The sequence below is a fragment of the Pseudomonas sp. WC2401 genome, from assembly GCF_041200115.1.
In the GTDB taxonomy this organism is placed as follows: domain Bacteria; phylum Pseudomonadota; class Gammaproteobacteria; order Pseudomonadales; family Pseudomonadaceae; genus Aquipseudomonas; species Aquipseudomonas fragi.
Genome location: NZ_CP165623.1, coordinates 898,386 through 922,717, shown reverse-complemented (window position 1 = coordinate 922,717; position 24,332 = coordinate 898,386). Strand labels below are relative to the sequence as shown.

At 61.0% G+C, this 24,332-nt stretch carries 22 protein-coding genes; 10 read left to right on the top strand and 12 right to left on the bottom strand.

Going from position 1 to position 24,332, the window contains the following annotated elements; genetic code table 11:
- The 3 genes from AB3G35_RS04150 to AB3G35_RS04140 all read right to left on the bottom strand — a co-directional run bounded on the left by AB3G35_RS04150 (position 1) and on the right by AB3G35_RS04140 (position 4,415).
- Positions 1 to 1,077, bottom strand: coding sequence for a putative 2-aminoethylphosphonate ABC transporter ATP-binding protein (locus AB3G35_RS04150; protein WP_369782323.1), 1,077 nt, complete (start codon positions 1,075 to 1,077; stop codon positions 1 to 3).
- 217 nt (positions 1,078 to 1,294) lie between these two features.
- Positions 1,295 to 2,158, bottom strand: coding sequence for a LysR family transcriptional regulator (locus AB3G35_RS04145; protein ID WP_095003955.1), 864 nt, complete (start codon positions 2,156 to 2,158; stop codon positions 1,295 to 1,297).
- A gap of 16 nt (positions 2,159 to 2,174) precedes the next feature.
- Entirely contained in the window at positions 2,175 to 4,415 is a 2,241-nt protein-coding gene (locus tag AB3G35_RS04140; protein WP_369782322.1) for a heavy metal translocating P-type ATPase, read from the bottom strand.
- Between the two features lie 86 nt (positions 4,416 to 4,501).
- On the opposite strand from AB3G35_RS04140, the gene cadR reads away from it, so the two are divergent.
- The 6 genes from cadR (at position 4,502) to AB3G35_RS04110 (ending at position 9,671) form a co-directional block, all read left to right on the top strand.
- Entirely contained in the window at positions 4,502 to 4,951 is a 450-nt protein-coding gene (gene cadR / locus AB3G35_RS04135; RefSeq protein ID WP_016782629.1) for a Cd(II)/Pb(II)-responsive transcriptional regulator, read from the top strand.
- Positions 4,952 to 5,057: 106 nt separating this feature from the next.
- Positions 5,058 to 6,098 (top strand): DUF5924 family protein, encoded by a 1,041-nt coding sequence (locus tag AB3G35_RS04130; protein WP_016782630.1) that lies wholly within the window; start codon positions 5,058 to 5,060, stop codon positions 6,096 to 6,098.
- Between the two features lie 79 nt (positions 6,099 to 6,177).
- A complete protein-coding gene (locus AB3G35_RS04125; protein WP_106115646.1) occupies positions 6,178 to 7,308 on the top strand; it encodes an ABC transporter permease in 1,131 nt (376 codons plus the stop codon).
- 8 nt (positions 7,309 to 7,316) lie between these two features.
- On the top strand, positions 7,317 to 8,108 hold the full coding sequence (locus AB3G35_RS04120; protein WP_169845016.1) for an ABC transporter ATP-binding protein: 792 nt from the start codon (positions 7,317 to 7,319) through the stop codon (positions 8,106 to 8,108).
- 1 nt (position 8,109) lies between these two features.
- A complete protein-coding gene (locus AB3G35_RS04115) occupies positions 8,110 to 9,048 on the top strand; it encodes an MlaD family protein (RefSeq protein WP_016782633.1) in 939 nt (312 codons plus the stop codon).
- Complete coding sequence (locus tag AB3G35_RS04110; RefSeq protein WP_095039742.1) at positions 9,045 to 9,671, top strand: ABC-type transport auxiliary lipoprotein family protein; 627 nt, start codon at positions 9,045 to 9,047, stop codon at positions 9,669 to 9,671. The genes AB3G35_RS04115 and AB3G35_RS04110 overlap by 4 nt, the downstream gene beginning before the upstream one ends.
- Positions 9,672 to 9,830: 159 nt before the next feature.
- Here AB3G35_RS04110 and AB3G35_RS04105 read toward each other — a convergent pair whose 3' ends face one another.
- From AB3G35_RS04105 to AB3G35_RS04090, 4 genes are all read right to left on the bottom strand, one after another.
- Entirely contained in the window at positions 9,831 to 10,571 is a 741-nt protein-coding gene (locus tag AB3G35_RS04105; protein ID WP_106115647.1) for an SDR family oxidoreductase, read from the bottom strand.
- Between the two features lie 121 nt (positions 10,572 to 10,692).
- The gene (locus AB3G35_RS04100; protein WP_088378710.1) at positions 10,693 to 13,755 is read right to left on the bottom strand and encodes an efflux RND transporter permease subunit; all 3,063 of its coding nucleotides are present in this window, start codon (positions 13,753 to 13,755) and stop codon (positions 10,693 to 10,695) included.
- Positions 13,752 to 14,819: an efflux RND transporter periplasmic adaptor subunit gene (locus AB3G35_RS04095; protein ID WP_369782321.1), complete on the bottom strand. Its 1,068-nt coding sequence runs from the start codon at positions 14,817 to 14,819 to the stop codon at positions 13,752 to 13,754. The genes AB3G35_RS04100 and AB3G35_RS04095 overlap by 4 nt, the downstream gene beginning before the upstream one ends.
- Complete coding sequence (locus AB3G35_RS04090) at positions 14,816 to 15,907, bottom strand: efflux RND transporter periplasmic adaptor subunit (RefSeq protein ID WP_016782638.1); 1,092 nt, start codon at positions 15,905 to 15,907, stop codon at positions 14,816 to 14,818. The genes AB3G35_RS04095 and AB3G35_RS04090 overlap by 4 nt, the downstream gene beginning before the upstream one ends.
- Before the next feature lie 290 nt (positions 15,908 to 16,197).
- Here AB3G35_RS04090 and AB3G35_RS04085 point away from each other — a divergent pair, with 290 nt between their 5' ends.
- Positions 16,198 to 17,361: an AAA family ATPase gene (locus AB3G35_RS04085; RefSeq protein ID WP_369782320.1), complete on the top strand. Its 1,164-nt coding sequence runs from the start codon at positions 16,198 to 16,200 to the stop codon at positions 17,359 to 17,361.
- 51 nt (positions 17,362 to 17,412) lie between these two features.
- Here the strand turns inward: AB3G35_RS04085 and AB3G35_RS04080 are convergent, their stop codons facing one another.
- The 3 genes from AB3G35_RS04080 to AB3G35_RS04070 form a co-directional block, all read right to left on the bottom strand.
- Positions 17,413 to 18,195 (bottom strand): MetQ/NlpA family ABC transporter substrate-binding protein, encoded by a 783-nt coding sequence (locus tag AB3G35_RS04080; protein WP_016782640.1) that lies wholly within the window; start codon positions 18,193 to 18,195, stop codon positions 17,413 to 17,415.
- Between the two features lie 222 nt (positions 18,196 to 18,417).
- The gene (locus tag AB3G35_RS04075; protein WP_134050267.1) at positions 18,418 to 19,314 is read right to left on the bottom strand and encodes a sigma 54-interacting transcriptional regulator; all 897 of its coding nucleotides are present in this window, start codon (positions 19,312 to 19,314) and stop codon (positions 18,418 to 18,420) included.
- A gap of 49 nt (positions 19,315 to 19,363) precedes the next feature.
- Positions 19,364 to 19,945, bottom strand: coding sequence for an alpha/beta hydrolase (locus AB3G35_RS04070; protein WP_016782642.1), 582 nt, complete (start codon positions 19,943 to 19,945; stop codon positions 19,364 to 19,366).
- Positions 19,946 to 20,066: 121 nt separating this feature from the next.
- Between AB3G35_RS04070 and AB3G35_RS04065 the strand changes: the two genes are divergently transcribed.
- Positions 20,067 to 20,546 carry a DUF962 domain-containing protein gene (locus tag AB3G35_RS04065; RefSeq protein ID WP_016782643.1) on the top strand — a complete coding sequence of 160 codons (480 nt, stop codon included), beginning with the start codon at positions 20,067 to 20,069 and terminating at the stop codon, positions 20,544 to 20,546.
- Positions 20,547 to 20,646: 100 nt separating this feature from the next.
- Here the strand turns inward: AB3G35_RS04065 and AB3G35_RS04060 are convergent, their stop codons facing one another.
- Together AB3G35_RS04060 and AB3G35_RS04055 are read right to left on the bottom strand one after the other, a co-directional pair.
- Positions 20,647 to 21,294, bottom strand: coding sequence for an HAD family hydrolase (locus AB3G35_RS04060; protein WP_369782319.1), 648 nt, complete (start codon positions 21,292 to 21,294; stop codon positions 20,647 to 20,649).
- A gap of 22 nt (positions 21,295 to 21,316) precedes the next feature.
- Positions 21,317 to 21,865 (bottom strand): gamma carbonic anhydrase family protein, encoded by a 549-nt coding sequence (locus AB3G35_RS04055; RefSeq protein ID WP_016782645.1) that lies wholly within the window; start codon positions 21,863 to 21,865, stop codon positions 21,317 to 21,319.
- Between the two features lie 102 nt (positions 21,866 to 21,967).
- Between AB3G35_RS04055 and prlC the strand changes: the two genes are divergently transcribed.
- A complete protein-coding gene (gene prlC / locus AB3G35_RS04050) occupies positions 21,968 to 24,019 on the top strand; it encodes an oligopeptidase A (RefSeq protein ID WP_095039779.1) in 2,052 nt (683 codons plus the stop codon).
- On the top strand, positions 24,016 to 24,294 hold the full coding sequence (locus tag AB3G35_RS04045) for a YheV family putative zinc ribbon protein (protein WP_016782647.1): 279 nt from the start codon (positions 24,016 to 24,018) through the stop codon (positions 24,292 to 24,294). The genes prlC and AB3G35_RS04045 overlap by 4 nt, the downstream gene beginning before the upstream one ends.
- Positions 24,295 to 24,332: the final 38 nt, after the last annotated feature.

Below are 24,332 nucleotides of genomic sequence, written 5' to 3'. Positions count from 1 at the left end.
TCAGGCAAACACCTGCAGGCTTGCGGGCGGCAGGGCGACAACAATGTCCGGCGTGCCGAGCCGCGGCAAGTCCTGGCTGCCCACTTCAGCCGTCAGGGCATGGCCCGGCAGGTGGTTGAGTTCAAAACTCATGCGGCAGCGATTGCCCAAAAAAGTGATTTCGCGCACCCGTGCCGGGAACAGGTTTTCCTGATGCAACACCGGGTTGACGCTGATGGCTTCGGGGCGGCAGAACAAACGGCCCGAGGCAGCGCGGCCAGCGTCATCCGCCAGGCGCATGTTCATGCCACCGACCTGGGCATGGGTGGCGCTGTTGCGCATAAACGGCAGCCAGTTGCCCTGCCCCACAAACTCGGCAACGAACGGCGTGGCCGGCTTGTCGTAGATTTCCTGCGGTGTGGCGTACTGTTCGACCTTGCCGTTGTTCATCACCGCAATGCGGTCGGCCATCAGCATGGCTTCGTCCTGATTGTGGGTGACCATCAGCGTGGTGATGCCCAGGCTGCGCTGCAACTGGCGCAGTTCGGTACACAGATGCTCACGCACGCGGGCATCCAGGGCTGACATCGGCTCATCAAGCAACAGCAGCGACGGCGACGGCGCCAGGGCACGGGCCAGGGCAACCCGTTGCTGCTGGCCACCGGAAAGCTGGCCCGGGAATTTCTTTTCGCTGCCAGTCAGGCCCACCAGTTCCAGCATGTCGCCGACGCGCTTGCGCACCACATCGCGATTGCTGCCAGCCAGGCCGTAGGCAATGTTGGCCTCAACGGTCAGATTGGGGAAAAGGGCATAGGACTGAAACAGAATCCCGTAGTCACGGGCTTGCGGGGCCAGCTCGGAGACATCGCGATCACCCAGGTACAGCGCGCCGTTGTCCTGGCGCTCAAGCCCTGCGATGCAGCGCAACAGCGTGGTCTTGCCGCAGCCGGACGGCCCGAGCAGGCACACCAGCTCGCCTGCGGCCACCTCCAGCGAGACGTTGTCCAGCGCGGTAAAGGCGCCAAAGCGCTTGCTCACATTGCGCACCTTCATCGGCACGCCGGGTTGGGTCAAAGCGGTTGCGTTCGTGCTGTTCATGGATGCACCTCATCAAGCAGATGGGGGTCATCCTAGAGACGCAATGCGTACAAGATGTGGCAGCAAGGCCAAAGCTGGCGATAGTGGTATTGGTGGATTTGGGTATGCGAGCAGAGTCATTGTGGGAGCGGGCTTGCTCGCAATGGCCTTACCGCGTTTTGCCTGACAGACCGCATCGCCTGCATCGCGAGCAAGCCCGCTCCCACAATGGTTGTAACTAGGCCGGGGCCATTTCCTGCGCCAGCCCCAGAAACGCCGCTGGCAAACGCGCGCTTTTGCGTTCCTTGAGGCAGTACAGATACTCATGAATAACCGGCGCATTCTCCAGCGTCAGCACCCGTAACTGCGGGTCATGGGGCACTTCCTGGCGGGCAATGATGCTGATGCCGATATTGCGCAGCACCGCTTCGCGGATCGACTCACGGCTGCCAATTTCCAGCAGCGGACCAAAACTCACCCCGGCATTGGCCAGCAGGTCTTCGGTCAACTGGCGCGTGGTCGAGCCCTGTTCGCGCATCAACAGGCAGTGCCCGGTCAGCGCACTGAGCGGTACATGCTCAAGCTTGGCCAGCGGGTGGTTGCGGTGCACCGCCAGCACCAGCGGGTCGGCACCCAGGATGCGGCGGATCAGACGGGGGTCTTCCACCAGTTGCGACGACGCGGCGATATCGACCCGGTATTCGTCCAGCGCTTCGAGCACCTGCTGGGAGTTGCCGATATCCACCGCCACTTCGATCTGCGGCAAGCGTTCGCGAAAGGCCTTGACCAGATCGAGGATGTAATACGGCGCAGTCGCGGCAATGCGCAACGTACCGCTGCCCTGGCCACTGTTGCGTAAAAAGAACTCAATGTCGGCTTCTTGTTGCAGCAACGCCTTGACCATCGGCAGCAGGCGCACGCCTTCGTCGCTGAGGGTCAGACGCCGGCCGCCGCGGTAGAACAGCTCCACGGCGTAGTGGCTTTCGAGGTTGCGGATCTGCGTGGTCACGGTCGGCTGGCTCAGCCCGAGCTTTTTTGCCGCCTGCGTAATACTGCCCAGTTGGGCCACCCGGTAAAACGCTTTCAGCTCGGCACTCAGCACAGCGACCTCTCTTGTTCTATTTGCGCAGCAGGCGCAAACCGTTGAACACCACCAACAGGCTGACGCCCATGTCGGCAAACACGGCCATCCACATGGTGGCCAACCCGAGGAAGGTTACCGCAAGAAAGATCGCTTTGATGACCAATGCCAACGCAATGTTCTGCTTGAGGATGCTCGAGGTCTGACGTGACAGGCGGATGAATGCCGGGATCTTGCGCAGATCGTCGTCCATCAGGGCGACATCGGCAGTCTCGATCGCGGTATCGGTTCCCGCCGCCGCCATCGCAAAACCGATCTCGGCACGGGCCAGGGCCGGGGCGTCGTTAATGCCATCGCCCACCATGCCAACGTGATGGCCCTGGGCGTACAGGGCTTCAATCGCCTTGAGCTTGTCTTCGGGCAGCAAGTTGCCCTGCGCTTCGTCGATACCGACCTGGGCGGCAATGGCGTTGGCGGTGTGCGGGTTGTCACCGGTGAGCATCAGGGTCTTGATACCCAGTTCATGCAGTTCGCGGATCGCTTCGCGACTGGATTGCTTGACGGTATCCGCTACGGCGAACAGCGCCAGCGGGCCTGAGGTGTCACACAGCAGGATAACGGTCTTGCCCTGCTCTTCCAGCGCAAACAACTTTTCTTCCAGCGCCGGGGAGCACAGGCCCAGCTCCTCAACCAACCGGTGGTTGCCCAAGTGATACAGCTTGCCGTCGATTTCGCCGCGCACACCGCGCCCTGCCAATGCAGCGAAGTTATCCACAGCACTCAGGGTCAGGTGTTTATCCACAGCCGCATTGGCCACCGCCAGCGACACCGGGTGATCGGAACGCGAAGCCAGGCTCGCAGCCAGCAGCACCGCACTGTCCGTGACCAGCGGATCAAGCGGCAGATAATCGGTTTGCACCGGTTTGCCGTGGGTAATGGTGCCGGTCTTGTCCAGGGCCAGAAAGTCGAGCTTGTGGCCGCTTTCAAGGTACACCCCGCCCTTGACCAAAATGCCCTTGCGCGCCGCCGCGGCCAGGCCGCTGACGATGGTGACCGGCGTCGATATCACCAGCGCGCACGGGCACGCCACCACCAGCAACACCAGGGCGCGGTAGATCCAGTCAAACCACACGCCACCCATGAACAACGGCGGAATCACCGCCACCGCCAGGGCAAAGGCGAACACCAGTGGGGTGTAGATTTTCGCGAAGCGGTCGACAAAGCGCTGGGTCGGTGCCCGGGCGCCCTGGGCTTGTTCCACGGCGTGGATGATCCGCGCCAGGGTCGAGTGGCTGGCCTCGGCCGTTACCCGGTATTCCAGGGCTCCGGACTGGTTGATGGTGCCAGCAAAAACCTTGTCGCCGACGGTTTTTTCGATGGGCAGGCTTTCACCGGTAATCGGCGCCTGATCGATCGTCGAGCTGCCGGCCAGCACTTCACCGTCCAGGCCGATACGCTCGCCGGGGCGCACCCTGACCAGACTGCCCAGGGCAATATCCTTGACCTCACGCTCCTGCCAACTGCCATCCGCCTGCTGCACGGTGGCCTTGTCCGGCGCCATTTGCATCAGGCCGCTGATGGCGTTGCGCGCACGGTCGAGGGACTTGGCTTCGATCAGCTCGGCCACGGTAAACAGGAACATCACCATCGCCGCTTCCGGCCATTGGCCGATCAGCACGGCGCCGGTCACGGCAATGCTCATCAGCGCATTGATGTTCAGGTTGAGGTTTTTCAGGGCAATCCAGCCCTTTTTATAGGTGGTCAGGCCGCCGCTGAGGATCGATAGCAGCGCCACCAGCGCGATCACCCACGTAGGCGCCGCATCGGTGAAATGCAGCACTTCCGCTGCCAGTGCGCCAACACCGGCCACGGCCAGCGGCCACCAGTGCTTTTTCGCTGGTGGCGCAGGCGGTGTCGCGTCCGTCCCGTCATCAATGGGGTCGGCCTGCATGCCAAGGGATTTGATCGCGTCGACAATCGGCTCGACGGACGGCAGGTCATGGGTCACGCCCAACACCCGGTTGATCAGGTTGAATTCCAGCTGCTGCACACCGGCCAGCTTGCCCAGCTTGTTCTGGATCAGGGTCTGCTCGGTGGGGCAGTCCATCGCTTCGATGCGAAAGCTGCTCAGGCGAGCCCCCGCAGTCACGGCAGTATCGAGCTTGATCACGCTGGGGCCGGCAGGGGCCGAGCAGCAGCTATGGGCATGGCTGGTGTGGTCATGCTTGTCGCCATGATCGTGGTCGTGCTTGTGCGGTGTGTGAATGGAATCGCTCATCAGGTTGCGTCCGGAAAAGGTGCCTGTTGCCAAGTAAAGACCCTGTAGCCACTATAGGGTCAAGCATCCTTTTGGAGATCGGCGTGATGAAAATTGGCGAGCTGGCGAAATTGACCGACTGTCAGGTCGAAACCATCCGTTACTACGAACGCGAAGGGCTGTTGCCAGAGCCTGCGCGCAGCGAAGGCAATTACCGTTTGTACACCCAGGCCCACGTCGAGCGGCTGACGTTTATCCGCAATTGCCGCAGCCTGGACATGACCCTGGAAGAAATCCGCAGCCTGCTCAACCTGCGCGACAGCCCCCAGGACCAATGCGAAAGCGTGAATGCGTTGATCGACGAGCATATCCACCACGTTAAAGCACGGGTAGACAGCCTGCTGGCCTTGCAGGCGCAACTGCTCGACCTGCGGCAAAAGTGTGGCGAAGGGCCGAACGGCGAGCATTGCGGGATTTTGCAGCAACTGGAAGTCAGCGGCTCGGTCAGCACGCCGGAAGGCGAACCCAGCCATGTGGGCAGAAGCCACGGGCATTGATTGCAGGGCGCCGATGGGTGCCACGGCCCTTCAATCGCGCCGGACGCGGAGCGCCTAAAACGCTATTCTGTCGAGGATTTTCCTTTTACAGAATGTGAACCGCCAAATGCCAGACTGGAACCACTACGTACAGCGCGTCCTTGAGTTAATGAAGCGCTATCCAGGGCTGATCGCGGCGTTTGGTTTTTGCTCCGGCGTGGGCAGTTTTATCCTGGTCGACCGCCAGCAAGGCATGGCCCGCTGGATCGCCGTGATCCTGCTGGTGAGCTGGGTCTGGTTGATGCTGGAAAACACCTTTACCCAATTGTTCAGCCGGGTGTTCAAGCGCGAAATACCCGAACCGTTGCTGCGCTATGCAACCCAGATGATCCATCAGGAAAGCTTTTTCTTCGTCCTGCCGTTTTTCTTTATCACCACTACCTGGAACAGCGGGCAGTTGGTGTTTACCGGGCTTCTGGGGGTGTGCGCACTGATCGCCATCACTGACCCCTTGTACTACCGATGGCTGGCCCCGCGACGCTGGCTGTTTCTGGCATTGCACACCCTTGCCCTGTTTGCAGCGATGCTCACGGCCTTGCCGATCATCCTCAACCTCACCACTTCCGAGAGCTACAAACTGGCGCTGGGCACTGCCGTGCTGCTCTCCATCCCCAGCCTGGCCGTGAGCCTGCCGCTGAAAACCTGGCGTGGCTGGCTGGTGTTGCCGCTGATTGTGCTGGCGCTGGGCGGCACCGGCTGGCTGCTGCGCTCCTGGGTGCCGCCGGCTACGCTGTGGATGACCGAAGTGGCCGTTACCACCCAGCTGCAAGACCGCACGCCGGGTGAAAGCATCAAGCAGATCAGCGTCAGTGAGCTGCGCAGCCAGGGTCTGTATGCCTACACCTCGATCAATGCCCCGCGCGGCCTGAACGAACGCATCTACCATGTGTGGCAACTCAACGGCCAGGAAGTCGATCGTATTGCCCTGGATATTCACGGCGGGCGCAAGGAAGGCTACCGGGCCTGGACCCACAAGCAGAATTTCCCGCCCAACCCCCAGGGGCGCTGGCAAGTGCGGGTGCTGACCGAAGATGGCCAGTTGATCGGGGTTTTGCGCTTCAGGGTTAACCTGGATCAATCCGCGCCTGCGGTTGTTAAGGCAAACTGAAACACTTTTACAGGATTGTGCTATTACATAAGGTCTGTGTTTAAACGTACTGAGCTGGGAGCTTAAGACTATTACGGCCATGGCGGGCAATGCCCAACTAGACACTTCCAGTAATCCGGCGCGGCTGTTGATCAGCGGCGACTGGACGCTTGCCCATTACACCGGCCTCAAGCAGCAGACCGAACAACTGGTCGGCAAATACGATGACCAGACCGCCATCAACCTGGACGACGTGTCCAGCATCGATACGGCCGGGGCTTCGTTGCTGGTGGAGCTGTTGGGGGCCGAGCGCGTCAGCCAGTTGACCGAAACCGCGCAAAAGCTTCCTGCGGCCGACCGCGCCTTGCTGCAAACGGTCTATTCCTCGATGCGCGATTTTTGCGTGCCGGTCTCGGCCCAGGAACAGAACGTCGGCATCCTGTTGCTCAGCCGTATCGGCAGCGCGGTCTACAAGCTGTGGCAAGACACCCTGCAATTGCTGGGTTTTATCGGCTTGATCCTGCAAACCCTGGCGCGCAACCTGTTCCGCCCCAAACAATGGCGCATCACTCCGGTGGTGGCACATATCGAGCAAATCGGCCTCAACGCCGCGCCGATCGTAGTGTTGCTGACCTTTATGGTGGGCGCCGTAGTGGCGTTTCTCGGGGCCACGGTACTGGCCAACTTTGGTGCGGGGATTTTTACCGTTGACCTGGTGGCGTTCTCCTTCCTGCGTGAGTTCGGCGTATTGCTCACCGCCATCCTCCTGGCCGGGCGCACGGCCAGTGCCTTTACCGCACAAATCGGCTCGATGAAAGCCAACGAAGAAATCGACGCCATCCGCACCCTGGGCCTGGACCCGATGGACTTGCTGGTGCTGCCACGGGTGCTGGCGTTGTTGATTTCCCTGCCGCTGCTGACGTTCATGGCCATGATGGCAGGCATCCTCGGCGGTGCCGTGGTGTGCGTGGTGTCGCTGGGCATCTCGCCGGACATGTTTATTTCGCTGCTGCACTCGGATATCGGCGTACAGCACTTTTTGGTGGGCATGGTCAAAGCGCCGTTTTTTGCCTTTCTGATTGCCGCGGTGGGCTGCCTTGAAGGCTTTAAAGTCAGCGGCAGCGCCGAATCGGTGGGCGCCCACACCACGTCCAGCGTGGTGCAGTCGATCTTTATCGTGATCGTCCTCGACGCCGTGGCCGCGTTGTTCTTTATGGAGATGGGCTGGTGAGTACGTCCCTGCGCAAGCCCGGCGAGGCAGTGATCGAGGTGCGTGACCTGTGCAACCGCTTTGGTAGCCAGACCGTGCATGAACACCTCGACCTTGATGTGTACAAAGGTGAGATTCTCGGTGTGGTCGGCGGCTCCGGTACCGGTAAATCCGTGCTGTTGCGCAGTATTGTCGGCCTGCGTCGGCCCACCGAGGGGCAAGTCCGGGTATTTGGCCAGGACTTGATGAGCCTTGATGAACAGGCACGCTCAATGGTCGAACGGCGCTTTGGCGTGCTGTTTCAGATGGGCGCGCTGTTTTCTTCGCTGACGGTGAAAGAGAACATCGCCCTGCCCCTGATCGAGCACGCAGGCCTGAGCCGCCCTGATGCCGAGCACCTGGCGTGCGTCAAGCTGGCGCTGTCGGGGCTGCCCCTGTCGGCGGCAGACAAGTACCCGTCCTCCCTGTCCGGCGGCATGGTCAAGCGCGCTGCGCTGGCCCGGGCGCTGGCGCTGGACCCGGATATCCTGTTTCTCGACGAACCCACTGCCGGGCTCGACCCGATCGGGGCGGCGGCCTTCGACCAACTGATCCTGACCCTGCGCGATGCGCTGGGTCTGAGCGTATTCCTCGTGACCCACGACCTCGACACGCTGTACACCATCACTGACCGGGTGGCGGTACTGTCGCAAAAACGGGTGCTGGTGGCGGCGCCCATCGCTGAGGTCGAAGACTACGACGACCCGTGGATTCATGACTATTTCCATGGCCCCCGTGGCCGCGCCGCATACGAAGCGGCAACCCACCTCAAGGAGCAATGACATGGAAACCCGTGCCCATCATGTATTGATCGGCCTGTTCAGCGTCCTGGTTGTCGTCGGGGCCATGCTGTTCGGCCTGTGGCTGGCCAAGGCGAGCATGGACAGCACGTTCAAGGATTACGAAGTGGTGTTCAACGAAGCAGTCAGCGGCCTGTCCAAAGGCAGCTCGGTGCAATACAACGGCATCAAGGTCGGCGACGTGATCGAACTGCGCCTGGACGACAAGGACCCGCGCCGGGTACTGGCGCGCATTCGTCTGGCGGCCAACACCCCGGTCAAGGTCGATACCAAGGCCAAGCTGGCGCTGACAGGCGTTACCGGGACTTCGATCATCCAGCTCAGTGGCGGCGACCCCAACAGCCCGCCCCTCAAGGGCAAGGACGGCAAGTTGCCGGAAATCGTGGCTTCGCCCTCGCCCATTGCCCGCCTGCTCACCGATGGCAGCGACGTGATGGCCAACGTCAATATGCTGCTGCATAACGCCAATGCGTTGTTCTCCGAAGACAACGTCAATCGTGTCAGCAAGACCCTGGACAACCTTGAGCAAACCACTACGGCCATTGCCGGTCAGCGTGGCGATATCAGCCAGACGTTGAAACAACTGGCCCAGGTTGGCAAGCAGGCCAGCGTCACGCTTGAGCAAACCAACGTGCTGATGCGCAATGCCAACGGCCTGTTGAGCACCGAAGGCAAGCAGATGTTCAACAGTGCCGAACAGGCCATGAATTCGCTGCAGCAGAGCACCGCGACGATCAACAAGCTGATCAACAACAATGAGGACTCGCTCAACAGCGGCCTGCAGGGGCTGAATCAACTCGGCCCTGCGGTCAACGAACTGCGCGAAACCCTTGGCACACTGCGCTCGATCTCGCGGCGCCTGGAATCCAACCCAAGCGGTTACTTGCTGGGCCGCGAGCAGAACAAGGAATTCACCCCATGAAGCGCACCTATCGCCTGGCCGGCACCATTGTCCTTGCGGCCGGCCTGAGCCTGCTCAGCGCCTGCTCGATCCTGCCCAAACCCGAGATAGTCGACGTGTATCGGCTGCCGGCTGCGCAAGCGCCCGTGGCCGCCAGCCAGGGTGCGCCCGTGAAGTGGTCGTTGCGCCTGGAAAAACCGATGACCACCGGCGCGCTGAACAGCCAGAACATCGTGGTGGTGCCCGAGGGCAACCTGATCAGCAATTACAAGGGCGCCCGCTGGAGCGATACGGCGCCTGTGCTGCTGCGCAACCGTCTGCTTGAGGCGTTCTTGCAGGACGGGCGGATCCAGGGCTTGAGCACCGATGACAGCAACTTGCAGTCCGATTACGAGCTGGGTGGCGAGTTGCTGGCGTTCCAGACGCACTACAACGGCAAAAATCCTGAAGTGCTGATCCAGTACAACGCACGACTGGTGCGCAGCAGCGATCAGCGGGTGATTGCTTCCAAACGCTTTGAGGCGCGCCAGCCGCTGAGTAACCCGATGGTGCCAGGCGTGGTCGCAGGCTTTGGCCAGGCCAGTGATGTGCTGATGCCACAAGTGGTGCAGTGGGTGATGCAGCAGGGCCAGGCACAGCGCTAAAAGCCCAAGGCAAGAGCCAAGAGCCCTAGCCCTAGCCCTCTCCCGGAGGGAGAGGGGACTAAAAGCTAAAGCACATGTGCGTAGCGCCACAAATCAGCCCCCTCTCCCTCCGGGAGAGGGTTGGGGTGAGGGCGCTTCTGCTTTTTGCTTTTGCTTTGCTTACACCAACCCGCCATTGGCCCGCAAAACCTGCCCGTTGACCCAGTCCGCTGCCGGGCTCACCAGAAACGAGATGACGTTGGCGATGTCTTGTGGCTGGCCCAGTCGCTCCAGTGGCGGCATCTTGGAAAAGGTCTGGATCTGTTCCTCAGTCTTGCCGTGCAAAAACAGCTCCGTCGCCACCGGTCCCGGCGCCACGGCGTTGACCGTGATCTGCCGCCCGCGCAGTTCCTTGGCAAACACTTGGGTCAATGACTCCACCGCCGCCTTGCTGGCGATATACACCGCATAGCCCGGCAGGTTCATGCCCACCGTACTGCTTGAAAAATTGACGATGCGCCCGCCGCCGTTCAACCGCGTGGCCGCTTCGCGCAGGGTGTTGAACGTGCCTTTGGTGTTGATGTTGAAGGTCTGCTCGTACAGCTCGTCGCTGTGCTGGGCCAGCGGCAGTACTTTGAGCACGCCCGCGTTGTTGATCAGCACATCGACCTTGCCCAGTTGCGCCTCGGCTTCATCGAACAGGCGCTTTACGTCGTCAGCGCTGCTCACGTCTGCCTGCACGGCAATCGCTTCATGGCCGTCTTCGCGCAGCTGCGCGACCAGCTGGGTAGCTTCGCCGGCGCTGCTGGCGTAGTTGATGACCACGGCAAAACCTTCCCCGGCCAGCTGTTTGGCAATAACGGCACCGATGCCGCGCGAGGCGCCGGTAATGATGGCGACTCTGGGTTGTGAAGAACTCATGACAACACTCCGTATTGGTTCAGGCGTGGGGCTAGGTTCACATGTGCTTTCAGGCAGATAAAGATCGGTTTCTTGATACCGGCATTCGTAAATTCACAACAATCACCCTGCTCCCACAGGTTTACGCATGTTCTGGCGGTGGGTTCTTGTTCTCCTTGATCTTATACGAAGCCACATACAGCGCAGGCAGGAACAACAGCGTGAGCAAAGTGGCCGATAGAATGCCGCCAATCATGGCGTAGGCCATCGGCCCCCAGAACACGTCCCGGGCAATCGGGATCATGCCCAGGCTGGCGGCGGCTGCGGTCAGCAGAATCGGCCGACGACGATGCTGGGTGGCTTGCATCACGGCATGCCACGGATCAAAGCCGTCGCGTTCGTACTGGTCGATCTGGGTCACCAGGATCACCGAGTTACGCACAATGATGCCCACCAGCGCCAGAATCCCCAGGATCGCCACAAAGCCCATCGGCGTGCCGGTAGGCACCAGTGCCAGCACCACGCCAATCAGCCCCAATGGCGCGACACTCACCACCAGGAACATCTTGTGCACGCTTTGCAGCTGGATCATCAGGAAGGTGGCCATCAGGAACAGCATCAATGGCACCACCTTGGCAATCGGGCCCTGGGCCTTGGCGCTTTGCTCTACCGTGCCGCCGGTTTGCACGTTGTAGCCTTCTGGCAGGTTGGCGGCGAACTTGTCGACGTCGGGCTTGAGCACCTTGACCAGATCAGTCGGTTGCATCGAGCCGCGTACCGAGGCCTTGAGCGTCAACGTGGGAATCCGGTCACGGCTCCAGACCAGCGGCTGCTCCAGCTCGTAGCGCACCGTGGCAAAGGCCAGTAGCGGGATCGAGGTGCCGCTGGGGGTGGTGATTTGCAGGTTGAGCAGGGTTTCCGGGGTACCCCGCTCGGTGTTGTTGGCCCGCCCGACGATATTGATCAGGTAGATATTGTCCTTGACCTGGCTGACGGCGGCACCGCTGACGATGCTGTTCATCACATGGGCCACGTCCTCTGACGACAAGCCGAACTGGCGGGCCTTGTCCTGGGCGATATCGATGCGCAGCACCTTGCCGGGTTCGTTCCAGTTAAAGATGGTTTCGCCGACGTTGGGGTTGGCATCGAGCACGGAGGCCAGGTCGATCGAGTACTTGCGCACCAGATCGATGTTCGGCCCGCTGACCCGGTATTGCAGCGGCTGGCCCACTGGCGGCCCCAGTTCCAGGGTATGCACAAAACTGCCGACGCCCACAAAGTCCTCGCGCAGGCGTTTGTTCAGCCGTTCGATCAGGGCGTCGCGGCTTTCCAGGCCTTTGCTGACAATCACCAGCTGGGCGTAGAAGGGGTTTTGCAGTTGCTGATCGAGCGGCAGGTAGAAACGGATCGCGCCTTCACCGATGTACGAGCTCCAGCGCACGATATCGTCATCGCCCTTGAGCGATTCTTCAAAACGCTGGGTGACCTTGAGCGTCTCCTGGATCGAGGCGTTTTGCGGCAGGTTCAGGTCCACCAAAATCTCGGGGCGGTCGGAGGCCGGGAAAAACTGGTTCTGCACCAGCCCCATGCCAAATACCGCCAGCACAAACATCAGCACTGTCGCGCCAATGGTCGTCCAGCGATAACGCATGCACCACAGCAGCGCCGTGTCGAAGGCCTGGGCCAGACGCCCGGGTTTCTCGGGCTTGGGTTTGACCTTGGCGCTGAGGATATGCACGCCCAGCACCGGCGCGAACAGCACCGCCACCACCCACGACACCAGCATGGCCACGGCAATCACCGCAAACAGGGTAAAGGTGTACTCCCCCGCCGAGCTGTTGTTCAGGCCGATGGGCACAAACCCTGCCACGGTCACCAGCGTACCGGTGAGCATCGGGAACGCCGTGGAGTGATAGGCAAAGGTGGCCGCCTGTTCCTTGGTTTCCCCCAGTTCGAGCCGCGTGATCATCATCTCCACCGTGATCATCGCATCGTCCACCAGCAGGCCCAGGGCGATGATCAGCGCACCCAGCGACACACGCTGCATGGCGATGCCGGTGAACTCCATAAACACGAACACCAGCGCCAGCACCAGCGGAATCGAGATCGCCACCACCAGCCCGGCACGCAGGCCCAGGCTGATAAAGCTCACCGCCAGTACGATCACCACGGCCTCAAACAGCGCACTGGTAAAGCCGCTGACGGCCACCTCCACCACCTGTGCCTGATTGGACACCATGTGCACGCCAACACCCACCGGCAACTGCGCGGTCAGGTCGTCGATGCGTTGCTGCAGCTCTTTGCCAAACTCCTGAATATTGCCGCCATCGATCATGGCGACGGCAAGGCCAATGGCCGGCTTGCCGTTGTAATGGAACATGGGCGCTGCCGGATCCACATAACCGCGGGTGATTTCAGCGATATCGGCCAGGCGATAAAAGCGATCGTTGACCCGCAGGTTCACCGCAGCCAGGTCTTCAACGCTGTGGAACTGCCCCGAGGTGCGCACCGACATGCGCTCCGGCCCGGCCTCGATCACCCCGGCGGGGGTCACGGCGTTCTGTTCCTGCAGGCTTTCAAGGATGTGCTGCTGGTCAAGGCCAAGGGCCGCCAGTTTGCGGGTCGAGAAGTCCAGGTAGAACGTTTCGTCCTGCTCGCCGATGGTCATCACCTTGCCGCGATTGGGTACATCGCGAATGCCGGTACGCACTTGCTCTACATAGTCGCGCAGCTGACGCATGGTGAAGCCGTCGCCGGTGAAGGCGAAGATGGTGCCGTAGACATCGCCGAACTCATCGTCAAACCCCGGGCCTTGAATGCCCTGGGGGAAGTCGCCGCGAATGTCGCCGATCTTTTTGCGCACCTCATACCAGATATGGGGGATGGCATCGGCCTTGGTGGTGTCCTTGAGGAACACAAACACCGTGGACTCACCGGGGCGGGTGTAGCTTTGTACATAGTCGAGGGAGTCCAGCTCTTCGAGCTTTTTCTCGATGCGGTCGGTGATTTGCAGACGAGTCTCGTCGACCGTAGCACCGGGCCATTTGGACTGGATGACCATGGTCTTGATGGCGAAGGACGGGTCTTCAGCGCGTCCGAGATTGATGTACGAAAAAATCCCGGCGACCACCGCGACAAACATCAAATACCAGACAAATGACTGATGCTTCAGAGCCCACTCGGACAGGTTGAACTTCCCATTCATTGCGAGCTTTCCTTATCGAGTCTGACTTTCTGCCCGGGGGTGAGGCTGTACACACCTGCACTGACGACCTTGTCGCCGGTTTTGATGCCACCCGACAACAGCACGTTGCGGGCGTCGCGGCGCAGTACGCTGACGTCACGCGGGCTGACGGTTTGGGTGGCCCTGTCAATGATCCATACGCGGCTGTGGCCGTCGACTTCCTGCAGGGCGGTGAGCGGCAGCTGGAAGTGCTCGGCCGTCGGGCTGCTGACGGTCACGCTCACCGAACTGCCAAGGCGAAATGCTGCCGGGGTCTGGTCCAGCGTCAGGCGGGTGCGCCGGGTACGGGTGGCACTGTCGGCTTGCGGGGCGATTTCGCGCACATGGGCATGGGTGTTGATATTCGGGTCGAGCTGGCCGGCGACAAGGAACTCGATGCCCTTGGGCAGCGCCTCGGCCAGCGGGCCCGGCAGGTCGATGACCGCCTCTTTGATCTCGGGACGGGCCAGGGTGACGACTTCCTGGCCAATGCTCACCACTTGCCCGGCCTCGGCATGCCATTGGGTAATCACGGCATCATGGTCGGCGCGCAGGTTGCAGTAGCTGAGTTGGTCCTGAGCCTGATTGACCGCAGCCTGCGCCTGTTGCATCGAAGCCAGCGTGGTCTTGAGGTCGGCTTGCGCGGTGTCGAGCTGGGCCTGGGCGCCCACGCCACGGTCGAACAGCTCTTGCTGGCGGCGGGCGTTGGCTCTGGCGTTGATCAATTGCGCCTGCACCTTGGCCAGGTCGCCCTGGGCCGCACGCAGCTGGTTTTGCTGGTCGGTGGGGTCGAGGTTGGCCAGTATGTCGCCCTGTTTCACCACCGCGCCCACATCGTAATAACGCCGCACAATGCGCCCCGGAACCCGAAAGCCCAGGGTGCTTTCGTAGCGCGCTTCGATATTGCCGGCAAAACGGCCCAGATCTTGTGCCAGCTCGGGCTTGGCCACCACATACAGAGCCGGGCGCACCGGCTCGGGCGGCTGGGGTTCAGAGCAGGCAATCAGCATGGCGGCAGCCAGCGGTATCAACCATAAGCGCCTCATAGCTGCACCCCCTCGGCCGGGGCCGTGGCGATTTCAACCTTCATGCCGGGGTGTAACAACTGCCCGCCTGCGACCACGACTTTTTCTCCATCCTTGAGACCTTCGCTGACGATCACGCTGCCGGTCAGGTAGCGCCCGACCTTGACCCGCTGCAGGCGCACATTGCTTTGTTCGTCGGCGATCCATACGGCGGGCTCGCTGATGTCCTTGGTCAACGCCGACCACGGCAGCTCTATGCTGCGGCTTGGCGGCGGGGTCAGGTTAACGCTGACAATCGAGCCCAGGTCCATGCCCTTGGGCAAGGCGTCGAGCTGCACCTTGATCTGCAATGTGCCGCTTTGCGCCGCAACGGTCGGTGTGATTTCACGGATCTGGCCGTTGACCTTGATCGTCGGATCGCTCAGCAGCGTGACCTGTACCGTGGGGTCTTTGGGCGGCTCGATAAACAACGACTCATACACGTTAAACACGGCATCGCGGGCACCATCGCGGGCCAGGGTAAAAATCGGCATGGTGGCCTGCACCACCTGGCCCACTTCGGCCTGGCGCGCGGTAATTACCCCGGGTGCCTCGGCTTTCAGGTTGCTGTAGCTCAGCTGGTCACGGGCGTTGGCCAGTTGCGCCTGTGCCGCCGCCAGGGCGCTCTGTGCGCTCAGTTGCGCGGCGTTGGCGGCGTCGTATTCACTTTGGCTGGTGTAGCCTTTTGGCAGCAGCTTTTGCTGGCGCACAAACGCCGCGCGGGTTTGCACCACTTGGGCCTGTTGCGCGTTGACGCTGGCCTGGGCGGTCTCAACCTGGATCTTCAGGTCTTTGGGGTCGAGACGCGCGAGCACCTGGTTGGCCTGGATGTGGTCACCCACATCGACCGTGCGCTCGATAATCTTGCCGCCCACCCGGAATGACAACTGGGTTTCGACCCGGGCCTGGATATCACCGCTGAGCTGGATGGGCGGGGCGAATTCGCGGGTGCTCACCTGTTGTACATACACACGGGGGGACAGAGGCTCTTTGGGACCCTCCTTGCCGCACGCGGTGAGAAGCGCCAACAGGCTCAAGCCCAAAATGCCCGTGTTCAGTGGACCAGCCATGCAAGCTCCTTTGCGTGATGCTGTTTAACATGCGGATACGACTGACAGCGTAGAACAGGGTTCAGTGTCTGTGGGACTCTATTGCCGCAGCCGAAAATCATTTGTAGCAGCTGCCGAAGGAACGAGGCTGCGTTGGCGCGGTGCGGTACTCCGACGCAGCCGTCGCAAAACCGTACACTGCGGTGTATCAGGACAATTCGGGATTAAGTATTTGCGATCGCTGCGCAATCGAACGCAGCCTCGTTCCTTCGGCAGCTGCTACGGTCCCCCACCCAGCAACGAGGTCACCCATGCTCACCACCCTGGCCGTGGCCAACTACCGCTCTATCAATCACTTGGTAGTGCCTTTGGCCAGGCTGAACCTGATCACTGGCCCCAATGGTAGTGGCAAATCCAACCTTTACCGTGCGCTGCGGTTACTGGCCGAAACCGCCCAGGGCGGCGTGGTGAATGCATTGGCGCGTGAAGGCGGGCTGAGTTCGACTTTCTGGGCGGGACCTGAGGTGATCTCCCGACGCATGAAATCGGGTGAAGTCGATGTGCATGCCAGCGTGCGCCAGGAAACCCGGCGCCTGCGTCTTGGCTTTGCCGGGGAAGACTTCAGCTACGCCATCGCCCTGGGCTTGCCGATACCCGGCCGCACGCAGTTCAACCTCGACCCGCAGATCAAGCACGAAAGCATCTGGGCGGGGCCTTTTTATCGGCCGGCCAGCGAGCTGGTCGAGCGCAACGGCCCCATGATCCGCGCGCGTGACGGGCGCAACTGGCAGGTGCTGGCACAGCACACGCCGCTGTACGACAGCCTGTTCGATCAGGTTGGCAGCTTGCAGGCTTCGCCTGAGGTGTTGCAACTGCGCGAGTCGATCCGTGGCTGGCGCTTTTACGATCACTTTCGCACCGACCCCCAGGCGCCTGCGCGCCAACCGCAACTGGGTACACGCACGCCGGTGCTGCATCACGACGGCAGTGACCTGGCCGCTGCGTTGCAAACAATCCTTGAGGTCGGCAACCCCGAAGCCTTGCATGCCGCGATCAGCGATGCATTCCCTGGCGCGCGGCTGGCAATTGAATGTGTGCCCGGCGGGCATTTTTATATCGAGTTTTATCAGGAGGGCCTGCTGCGCCCGTTATCTGCCGCCGAGCTGTCAGACGGCACCTTGCGCTATCTGCTGCTGGTCGCGGCTTTGCTGACCCCGCGCCCGCCGAGCATGATGGTGCTCAACGAACCCGAAACCAGCCTGCACCCCGACTTGTTGCCCGCGCTGGCGCGGCTGATCATCAGTACTTCGCAGCACTCACAAGTATGGGTGGTATCCCACGCCCGACGCCTGATCGCCGCCTTGCAGCAAGACCCTGAGTGCAACTGCATCGTGCTGGAAAAAAATCTCGGCCAGACGCAAGTGGTTGGCCAACGCATGCTGGATCAGCCCGCCTGGCACTGGCCGGACAAATAAAAACGCCGACGCTGTGCAAGCCGTCGACGTTTTCAGTGGGCTGGTGCGTGATCAGAACGCTGGCAGCACCGCACCTTTGTATTTCTGCTCGATAAAGGCTTTCACTTCAGGGCTGGTCAGGGCCTTGGCCAGCTTCTGGATGGCCGCGCTGTCCTTGTTGTCCGGACGGGCTACCAGGAAATTCACGTATGGCGAGTCAGCCCCTTCGATGATCAGCGCGTCAGTGGCCGGGTTCAGGCCAGCTTCCAGCGCGTAGTTGGTGTTGATCATGTCCAGGTCAACCTGGTCCAGCACCCGTGGCAGCAGTGCGGACTCAAGTTCTTTGAACTTGAAGTTGTGCGGGTTCTTGGCGATGTCTTTTGGCGTGGACACAGCGTTGGTCGGGTCCTTGAGTTCGATCAGACCAGCCTTTTGCAGCAGGATCAGGGCACGGCCGCTGTTGCTGCCTTCGTTAGGGATGGCGATGGTCGCGCCGTCTTTAAGCTCGGACAGGTTTTTGACTTTCTTCGAGTAACCGCCAAAAGGCTCAACGTGTACGCCGGTCACGGTCACCAGGTTGGTGCCTTTGCCTTTGTTGAAGCTTTCCAGGTAAGGCAGGGTCTGGAAGTAGTTGGCGTCCAGGTGTTTTTCGGCCACTTGCACGTTGGGTTGCACATAATCGGTGAAGACCTTGATTTCCAGATCCACGCCTTCTTTGGCGAGGGTTGGTTTGATCAGCTCAAGGATTTCAGCGTGAGGCACCGGCGTTGCGGCAACCACCAGTTTTTCGCCAGCCTGGGCCAGGCCTGCAGTCAAAGCAGCCGCCAATGCGGTAAACAACAGAACCTTTTTCATGCGATACCCTTATGTGTGTGACCGTTCGGATGACGGTTTTCCTGGAAGACGAAACGGACAATACCGAGATTCTTTATTCCCGAACAATAATATTTATTCAGCTTCTTATGCCATTTTGTTCACTTGAGTTTTTGTGGGAGCGGGCTTGCCCGCGATAGGAACGCCTTGGTGTGACAGATACACCGCGTTGCTGCCATCGCGGGCAAGCCCGCTCCCACAGGGTCAAGGCAGCAACTGCCTGATCGCCACCAACTCCTGCGCCGTGGCGCCTTTTATAAACAACTCGATCTGGCTCAGGGCGTCAGGCAGGTTCAAGTGCTCGGGTTGGATCTCTTCGCCGGTGCTGACCAGTAATGCAAAGTGGATCACGTTCTCCAGCTCCCGGGTGTTGCCCGGCCAGCTGTGGCGCTCAAGTACCCGCTGTGCAGCGTCGCTGATAAAGGGCACGGGCAGGTTCAGGCGCTGGCTGTAAATGCCTAAAAAGTATTCGGCCAACGACAGGATATCCCCGGGCCTTTCGCGCAGCGCGGGCAAGTCCAGCCGCCCTTCGCTGAGGTAGTGATACAAGCGCTCATGGAATTTGCCTGCACTCACGGCCTGCGCCAGATCGATGCTGGTGGCCGCCACCAGGCGCACGTCCACCGGGCTCGGTTGATGGGCGCCCACGCGGGTCACTTCGTGGGTTTCCAGAGCGGCCAGCAGCTTGGTCTGGATCGCCCACGGCAAGTCGCCGATTTCGTCCAGATAAAGGGTGCCGCCATTGGCCGAGCCAAACCACCCGGCGCGACTGCTGGCCGAACTGCTGTGGGCTCCGGCGGCATAGCCGAACAACTCGGCGTCGGCATAAGTGGGGCTGATGGCGCCGCAATTGACTGATACAAAAAGGCCGGTGCGGTCGCTGGCCCGGTGGATATGCCGGGCCAGCAGCTCTTTGCCGCTGCCGGTTTCACCCCGAATCAGCACGGGCAAGGCGCGTGGCGCGAGCAATTCCAGATCGTTGCGTAATTGGCGCGAGCGGGGGTCGACAAACACCAGTGCTTTGGCGCGAATGCTCAGCGGGCTTTTTTCCGCGTCGGGAAAGGTCAGCAGCGGCTGACCGAAGGTTTCATGCAGGCTCATGGCAGGCTCCCGCCCGCCGCCGGAGGGTGGGCGCGGGCGTTACAGGAATTCACGCGCGACGCAGGGCGCCGTGCTCGATGCGGGTTTGCAGGCGGTATAAAAAGGCGAAGCCTTGCTCCCAGCGCTGGTGTCCGGATTTCACATTGATATGCCCCGCGCCGCTGATGATGCCGATCTCGGCGCCCCATTGACGGGCAAATTCCATCGCCCGTGGCGCGCTGACCGCACCGTCGTTATCCGAGCTGACGATATGGCTTGGAAAAGGCAACGGCCGGGTCGGGATCGGCGCAAAGTTGCGCAACGCCGGTGCACAGGCCGGGCGCTCGACGTCTGCCGGGGCCACCAGCAGCGCGCCGCGTACTTGGCTTAACAGGCTTTCTGGCGCACGCTCGGCCCAATGGGCTACGGTAATGCAACCCAGGCTGTGGGCGATCAGGATCACGGGTGTGCTGTCGGCAGCAATGGCTTCGGCCAGGGCGGCGATCCAGTCCTCGCGGCGTGGCGTCAGCCAGTCGGCCTGCTCCACCCGAGTACTGTTCGGTAAGCTGTTTTGCCAGTGGGTTTGCCAATGATCGTCGGACGAACCTTGCCAGCCCGGCACTATCAAATAGCGAATCGAATCGTTGCCCATGGGTGTGCGCCTCCAGCGGTATGTGTGTTACCGAGTCAGTATAGGGACGGTTTTTAGATTCGCTAAGGAATAAGAAGCTATTTGTTTATAACTAAAAAGTAATCCTTGAGGGTTCTGCACCATGAAAAGCCTGGTCGACCATCTAAGCCAATATGCGGCTTATCACCGTGATCCTCACAATATCGCCACCCATTTCGTGGGCATCCCGCTGATCGTAATTGCCGTGGCGACGCTTTTGTCGCGGCCGCAGTGGGCGGGTGTTTCACCGGCGATGCTGGTGATGGTGGCCAGTGCGATTTTTTATTTGCGCCTGGAGTTGCGCCTGGGGTTGTTGATGACGGTGCTGCTGGCGTTGAGTGTATGGCTGGGGCACACCCTCGCGGGGTTGAGCACGATAGCCTGGCTGGCCTGGGGCATTGGGCTGTTTGTGGTGGGCTGGGTGTTCCAGTTTGTGGGGCATTACTACGAGGGGCGCAAGCCGGCGTTTATCGATGACGTGACCGGGCTGATCGTGGGGCCGCTGTTCGTGGTGGTGGAGCTGGGGTTCTTGCTGGGCTGGCGCGAGGACTTGCGCCGGGAGATGGCGCTGCGCGCCGGTTAGCACCTTGTGGGAGCGGGCTTGCTCGCGATTGGGCCACCGCGGTGTGAAAGATTCACCGCGTCGCGGCCATCGCGGGCAAGCCCGCTCCCACAAACGCAGGTCAGCGTTTGAACGCCTGATGCAACTGCGCCAGGGTTTCGAAGTGGTATTTGGGCGCGAATGAATTCAGTTCTTCAAAGCTGCCAAAACCATAACCCACTGCCGCAGCATCCATGCCGTTGTCACGCGCACCGATCAGGTCGTGCTTGCGGTCACCGATCATCAGGGTTTGCGCCGGGTCCAGCCCTTGTTCGTTGACCAGATGGGCAATCAGCTCAACCTTGTTGGTTCGGGTACCGTCCAGCTCGCTGCCGTAGATCACCTTGAAATGGCGGGCAAAATCAAAGTGGCGGGCAATTTCCCGGGCGTAGATATGCGGCTTTGAGGTTGCGATAAACAGTTGGCGCCCCTGGGCCACCAGCTCTTCGAGCAGCGGTGTGACGCCTTCGAACACTTCGTTTTCATAAAGACCGGTCACGGCAAAACGCTCGCGGTAATAGCCCATCGCCTCCCACGCCCTGGCTTCGTCGAAGCCATAGCTGGCCATAAACTGCTGCAGCAGCGGCGGGCCGATAAAGTGCTCAAGCTTGCTCAGATCAGGCTCATCAATGCCCATCTTGCTCAGGCCGAACTGGATCGAGCGGGTGATCCCTTCCCGTGGGTCGGTCAGGGTGCCATCGAGGTCGAACAATACGTTCTGGTAATGCATGCAGGGCTCCAAAAAAGGGGGCTTAAACGGGCTGGTCGTAGCCTTCGGCCAGGTGCTGATCCTTGAGTTTTACGTAGTTGCCGGCGCTGTAGGTAAAGAAGGCTTTCTCTTTTTCGGTCAGCTCGCGCACCTGTTTAACCGGGCTGCCCACATACAGGAAGCCGCTGGCCAGGCGTTTGCCCGGCGGCACCAGGCTGCCCGCGCCGACGATCACGTCGTCTTCGATCACGGCGCCGTCCATCACGATGCTTCCCATGCCGATCAAAATGCGGCTGCCCACATTACAGCCGTGCAGCATGACTTTGTGGGCGATGGTCACGTCATCGCCGATCAGCAGCGGGAAGCCATCAGGGTTAAAGGGCCCGGCGTGGGTGATGTGCAGTACGCAACCGTCCTGCACGCTGGTGCGCGCACCGATGCGGATGCGGTGCATATCGCCGCGAATCACGGTCAACGGCCAGATGGAACTGTCGGCGCCGATCTCGACATCACCGATCACCACCGCCGAGCGGTCCACGAAGGCGCGCTCGCCCAGGGTCGGTGTGTGCTGCTGGAATGGACGAATGGACACAAATAGCTTCCTTCTTTAGCCGTAATAGGGCGTTGCAATGCTGCGGTCAGCGTCGATTGTAATTAAGATGGCTCAATGTTTCTTCCAGCCAAGGTGCCAAACGTGAGCGAGAACAACCCTCTTTTGCAGCCCTACGACCTGCCGCCGTTCTCGGCGATCCGTCCTGAGCACGTACAGCCGGCCATCGAGCAGATCCTCGCCGACAACCGCGCCGGCATTCAAGCCATCCTCAAGGACCAGGGCCAGAACCCGACATGGGCCGGCCTGGTGTTGGCAATGGATGAACTGAACGACCGCCTGGGCGCAGCCTGGAGCCCGGTCAGCCACCTCAACGCGGTGTGCAACAGTGCAGAACTGCGTGAAGCCTACGAGGCCTGCCTGCCGGCCTTGAGCGCCTACTCCACCGAGATGGGCCAGAACCGCGAACTGTTCCAGGCCTTTGAAGCCCTGGCCCACAGTCCGCAGGTCGCTGATTTCGACCAGGCGCAAAAAACCATTCTCGAGCACTCGCTGCGTGACTTCCGTCTGTCGGGTATCGACCTGCCAGAGGCTGAGCAAAAGCGTTATGCCGAAGTCCAGAGCAAACTGTCCGAGCTGGGCAGCAAGTTCTCCAACCAGTTGCTGGACGCCACCCAGGCCTGGACCAAGCACATCACCGACGAAACCGCGCTGGCGGGCCTGACCGATTCGGCCAAGGCGCAAATGGCCGCCGCTGCACAGGCCAAGGGCCTGGACGGCTGGCTGATCAGCCTGGAGTTCCCGAGCTACTTCCCGGTGATGACCTACGCGCAAGACCGCGCCCTGCGCGAAGAAGTCTACGCCGCGTACTGCACCCGCGCCTCGGACCAGGGCCCGAATGCCGGCAAGTTCGACAACGGCCCGGTGATGGAAGAAATCCTCGACCTGCGCCAGGAGCTGGCCAAACTGCTGGGTTTTGCCAGCTTCGCCGAACTGAGCCTGGCCACCAAAATGGCCGAGACACCGGATCAGGTGCTGACCTTCCTGCGCGACCTGGCCAAGCGCAGCAAACCGTTCGCTGCCCGTGACCTGGAGCAGCTGCAAGCCTACGCCAGCGAGCAAGGCACCCCTGAACTGAAAAGCTGGGATACAGGCTTCTTTGGCGAGAAACTGCGTGAGCAGCGCTACAGCGTGTCGCAAGAAGCACTGCGCGCCTACTTCCCGATCGACAAGGTACTGGGCGGCTTGTTTGCCATCGTACAAAAGCTGTACGGGATCGAAATCGCCGAAATCAAAGGCTTCGACACCTGGCACCCGGATGTTCGCCTGTTCGAAATCAAGGAAAATGGCCAGCATATCGGGCGTTTCTTTTTTGACCTCTACGCCCGCGCCAACAAGCGTGGCGGCGCGTGGATGGACGGCGCCCGCGACCGTCGCCGCACGGCAGCCGGCAACCTGCAAAGCCCGGTGGCCAACCTGGTGTGCAACTTCACACCGGCGGTGGCAGGCAAGCCTGCCCTGCTGACCCACGATGAAGTGACCACCCTGTTCCACGAATTCGGCCACGGCTTGCACCATATGCTGACCGAGATCGAACACGCGGGCGTATCGGGCATCAACGGCGTGGCCTGGGATGCGGTCGAGCTGCCGAGCCAGTTCATGGAAAACTGGTGCTGGGAGCCTGAAGGCCTGGCGCTGATTTCCAGCCACTACGAAACCGGCGAAGCTCTGCCAAAAGACCTGCTGGATAAAATGCTCGCGGCCAAGAACTTCCAGTCCGGGCTGATGATGATTCGCCAGTTGGAGTTCTCGCTGTTCGACTTCGAGCTGCACGCCACCCACGGTGACGGTCGCAGCGTGGCGCAGGTGCTCGATGGCATCCGCGACGAGGTGTCGGTCATGCGTCCGCCAGCCTACAACCGCTTCCCGAACAGCTTTGCGCATATCTTCGCCGGCGGTTACGCGGCGGGTTACTACAGCTACAAGTGGGCGGAAGTGCTGTCGGCCGATGCGTTCTCGCGCTTTGAAGAAGAAGGCGTGTTCAACCCGCACACCGGCAAGGCATTCCGCCAGGCGATCCTGGCCCGTGGTGGCTCGAAGGCCCCGATGGAGCTGTTCAAGGACTTCCGTGGTCGTGAGCCATCGATTGACGCCCTGTTGCGTCACAGCGGCCTGAGCGAGGACTCGGCAGCATGAGTGAGGCACCTGTGAACGTGACCAAAAAACGCTTTATCGCCGGAGCTGTCTGCCCGGCGTGCAGCGAGCCTGACAAGTTGATGATGTGGAACGAAGACGAAGTGCCGCACCGCGAATGCGTGGCCTGCGGTTATTCGGATACATTGAATGAACAGGGTTTGTCGGTGCCCAAGGAATTGGGTACGCGGGTTAATACGTCAGCGCTGAAAAAAGCACCGGATCCCAAGGTGCAGGCGGTGCAGTTTTTCCCCAACCCGAAGCTTAAAAAACCGTAAACCTGCAATAACCCTGTGGGAGCGGGCTTGCTCGCGAT

Coding starts and splice junctions, on each gene's coding strand:
- cadR (WP_016782629.1), top strand. CDS start 4,502: ATGAAAATTGGCGAGCTGGCGAAATTGACCGACTGTCAGGTCGAAACC.
- AB3G35_RS04060 (WP_369782319.1), bottom strand. CDS start 21,294: ATGCATTACCAGAACGTATTGTTCGACCTCGATGGCACCCTGACCGAC.
- AB3G35_RS04080 (WP_016782640.1), bottom strand. CDS start 18,195: ATGAAAAAGGTTCTGTTGTTTACCGCATTGGCGGCTGCTTTGACTGCA.
- AB3G35_RS04140 (WP_369782322.1), bottom strand. CDS start 4,415: ATGAGCGATTCCATTCACACACCGCACAAGCACGACCACGATCATGGC.
- AB3G35_RS04075 (WP_134050267.1), bottom strand. CDS start 19,314: ATGAGCCTGCATGAAACCTTCGGTCAGCCGCTGCTGACCTTTCCCGAC.
- AB3G35_RS04090 (WP_016782638.1), bottom strand. CDS start 15,907: ATGGCTGGTCCACTGAACACGGGCATTTTGGGCTTGAGCCTGTTGGCG.
- AB3G35_RS04125 (WP_106115646.1), top strand. CDS start 6,178: ATGGCGGGCAATGCCCAACTAGACACTTCCAGTAATCCGGCGCGGCTG.
- AB3G35_RS04100 (WP_088378710.1), bottom strand. CDS start 13,755: ATGAATGGGAAGTTCAACCTGTCCGAGTGGGCTCTGAAGCATCAGTCA.
- AB3G35_RS04150 (WP_369782323.1), bottom strand. CDS start 1,077: ATGAACAGCACGAACGCAACCGCTTTGACCCAACCCGGCGTGCCGATG.
- AB3G35_RS04110 (WP_095039742.1), top strand. CDS start 9,045: ATGAAGCGCACCTATCGCCTGGCCGGCACCATTGTCCTTGCGGCCGGC.
- AB3G35_RS04105 (WP_106115647.1), bottom strand. CDS start 10,571: ATGAGTTCTTCACAACCCAGAGTCGCCATCATTACCGGCGCCTCGCGC.
- AB3G35_RS04085 (WP_369782320.1), top strand. CDS start 16,198: ATGCTCACCACCCTGGCCGTGGCCAACTACCGCTCTATCAATCACTTG.
- AB3G35_RS04095 (WP_369782321.1), bottom strand. CDS start 14,819: ATGAGGCGCTTATGGTTGATACCGCTGGCTGCCGCCATGCTGATTGCC.
- AB3G35_RS04045 (WP_016782647.1), top strand. CDS start 24,016: ATGAGTGAGGCACCTGTGAACGTGACCAAAAAACGCTTTATCGCCGGA.
- AB3G35_RS04115 (WP_016782633.1), top strand. CDS start 8,110: ATGGAAACCCGTGCCCATCATGTATTGATCGGCCTGTTCAGCGTCCTG.
- AB3G35_RS04065 (WP_016782643.1), top strand. CDS start 20,067: ATGAAAAGCCTGGTCGACCATCTAAGCCAATATGCGGCTTATCACCGT.
- AB3G35_RS04070 (WP_016782642.1), bottom strand. CDS start 19,945: ATGGGCAACGATTCGATTCGCTATTTGATAGTGCCGGGCTGGCAAGGT.
- AB3G35_RS04130 (WP_016782630.1), top strand. CDS start 5,058: ATGCCAGACTGGAACCACTACGTACAGCGCGTCCTTGAGTTAATGAAG.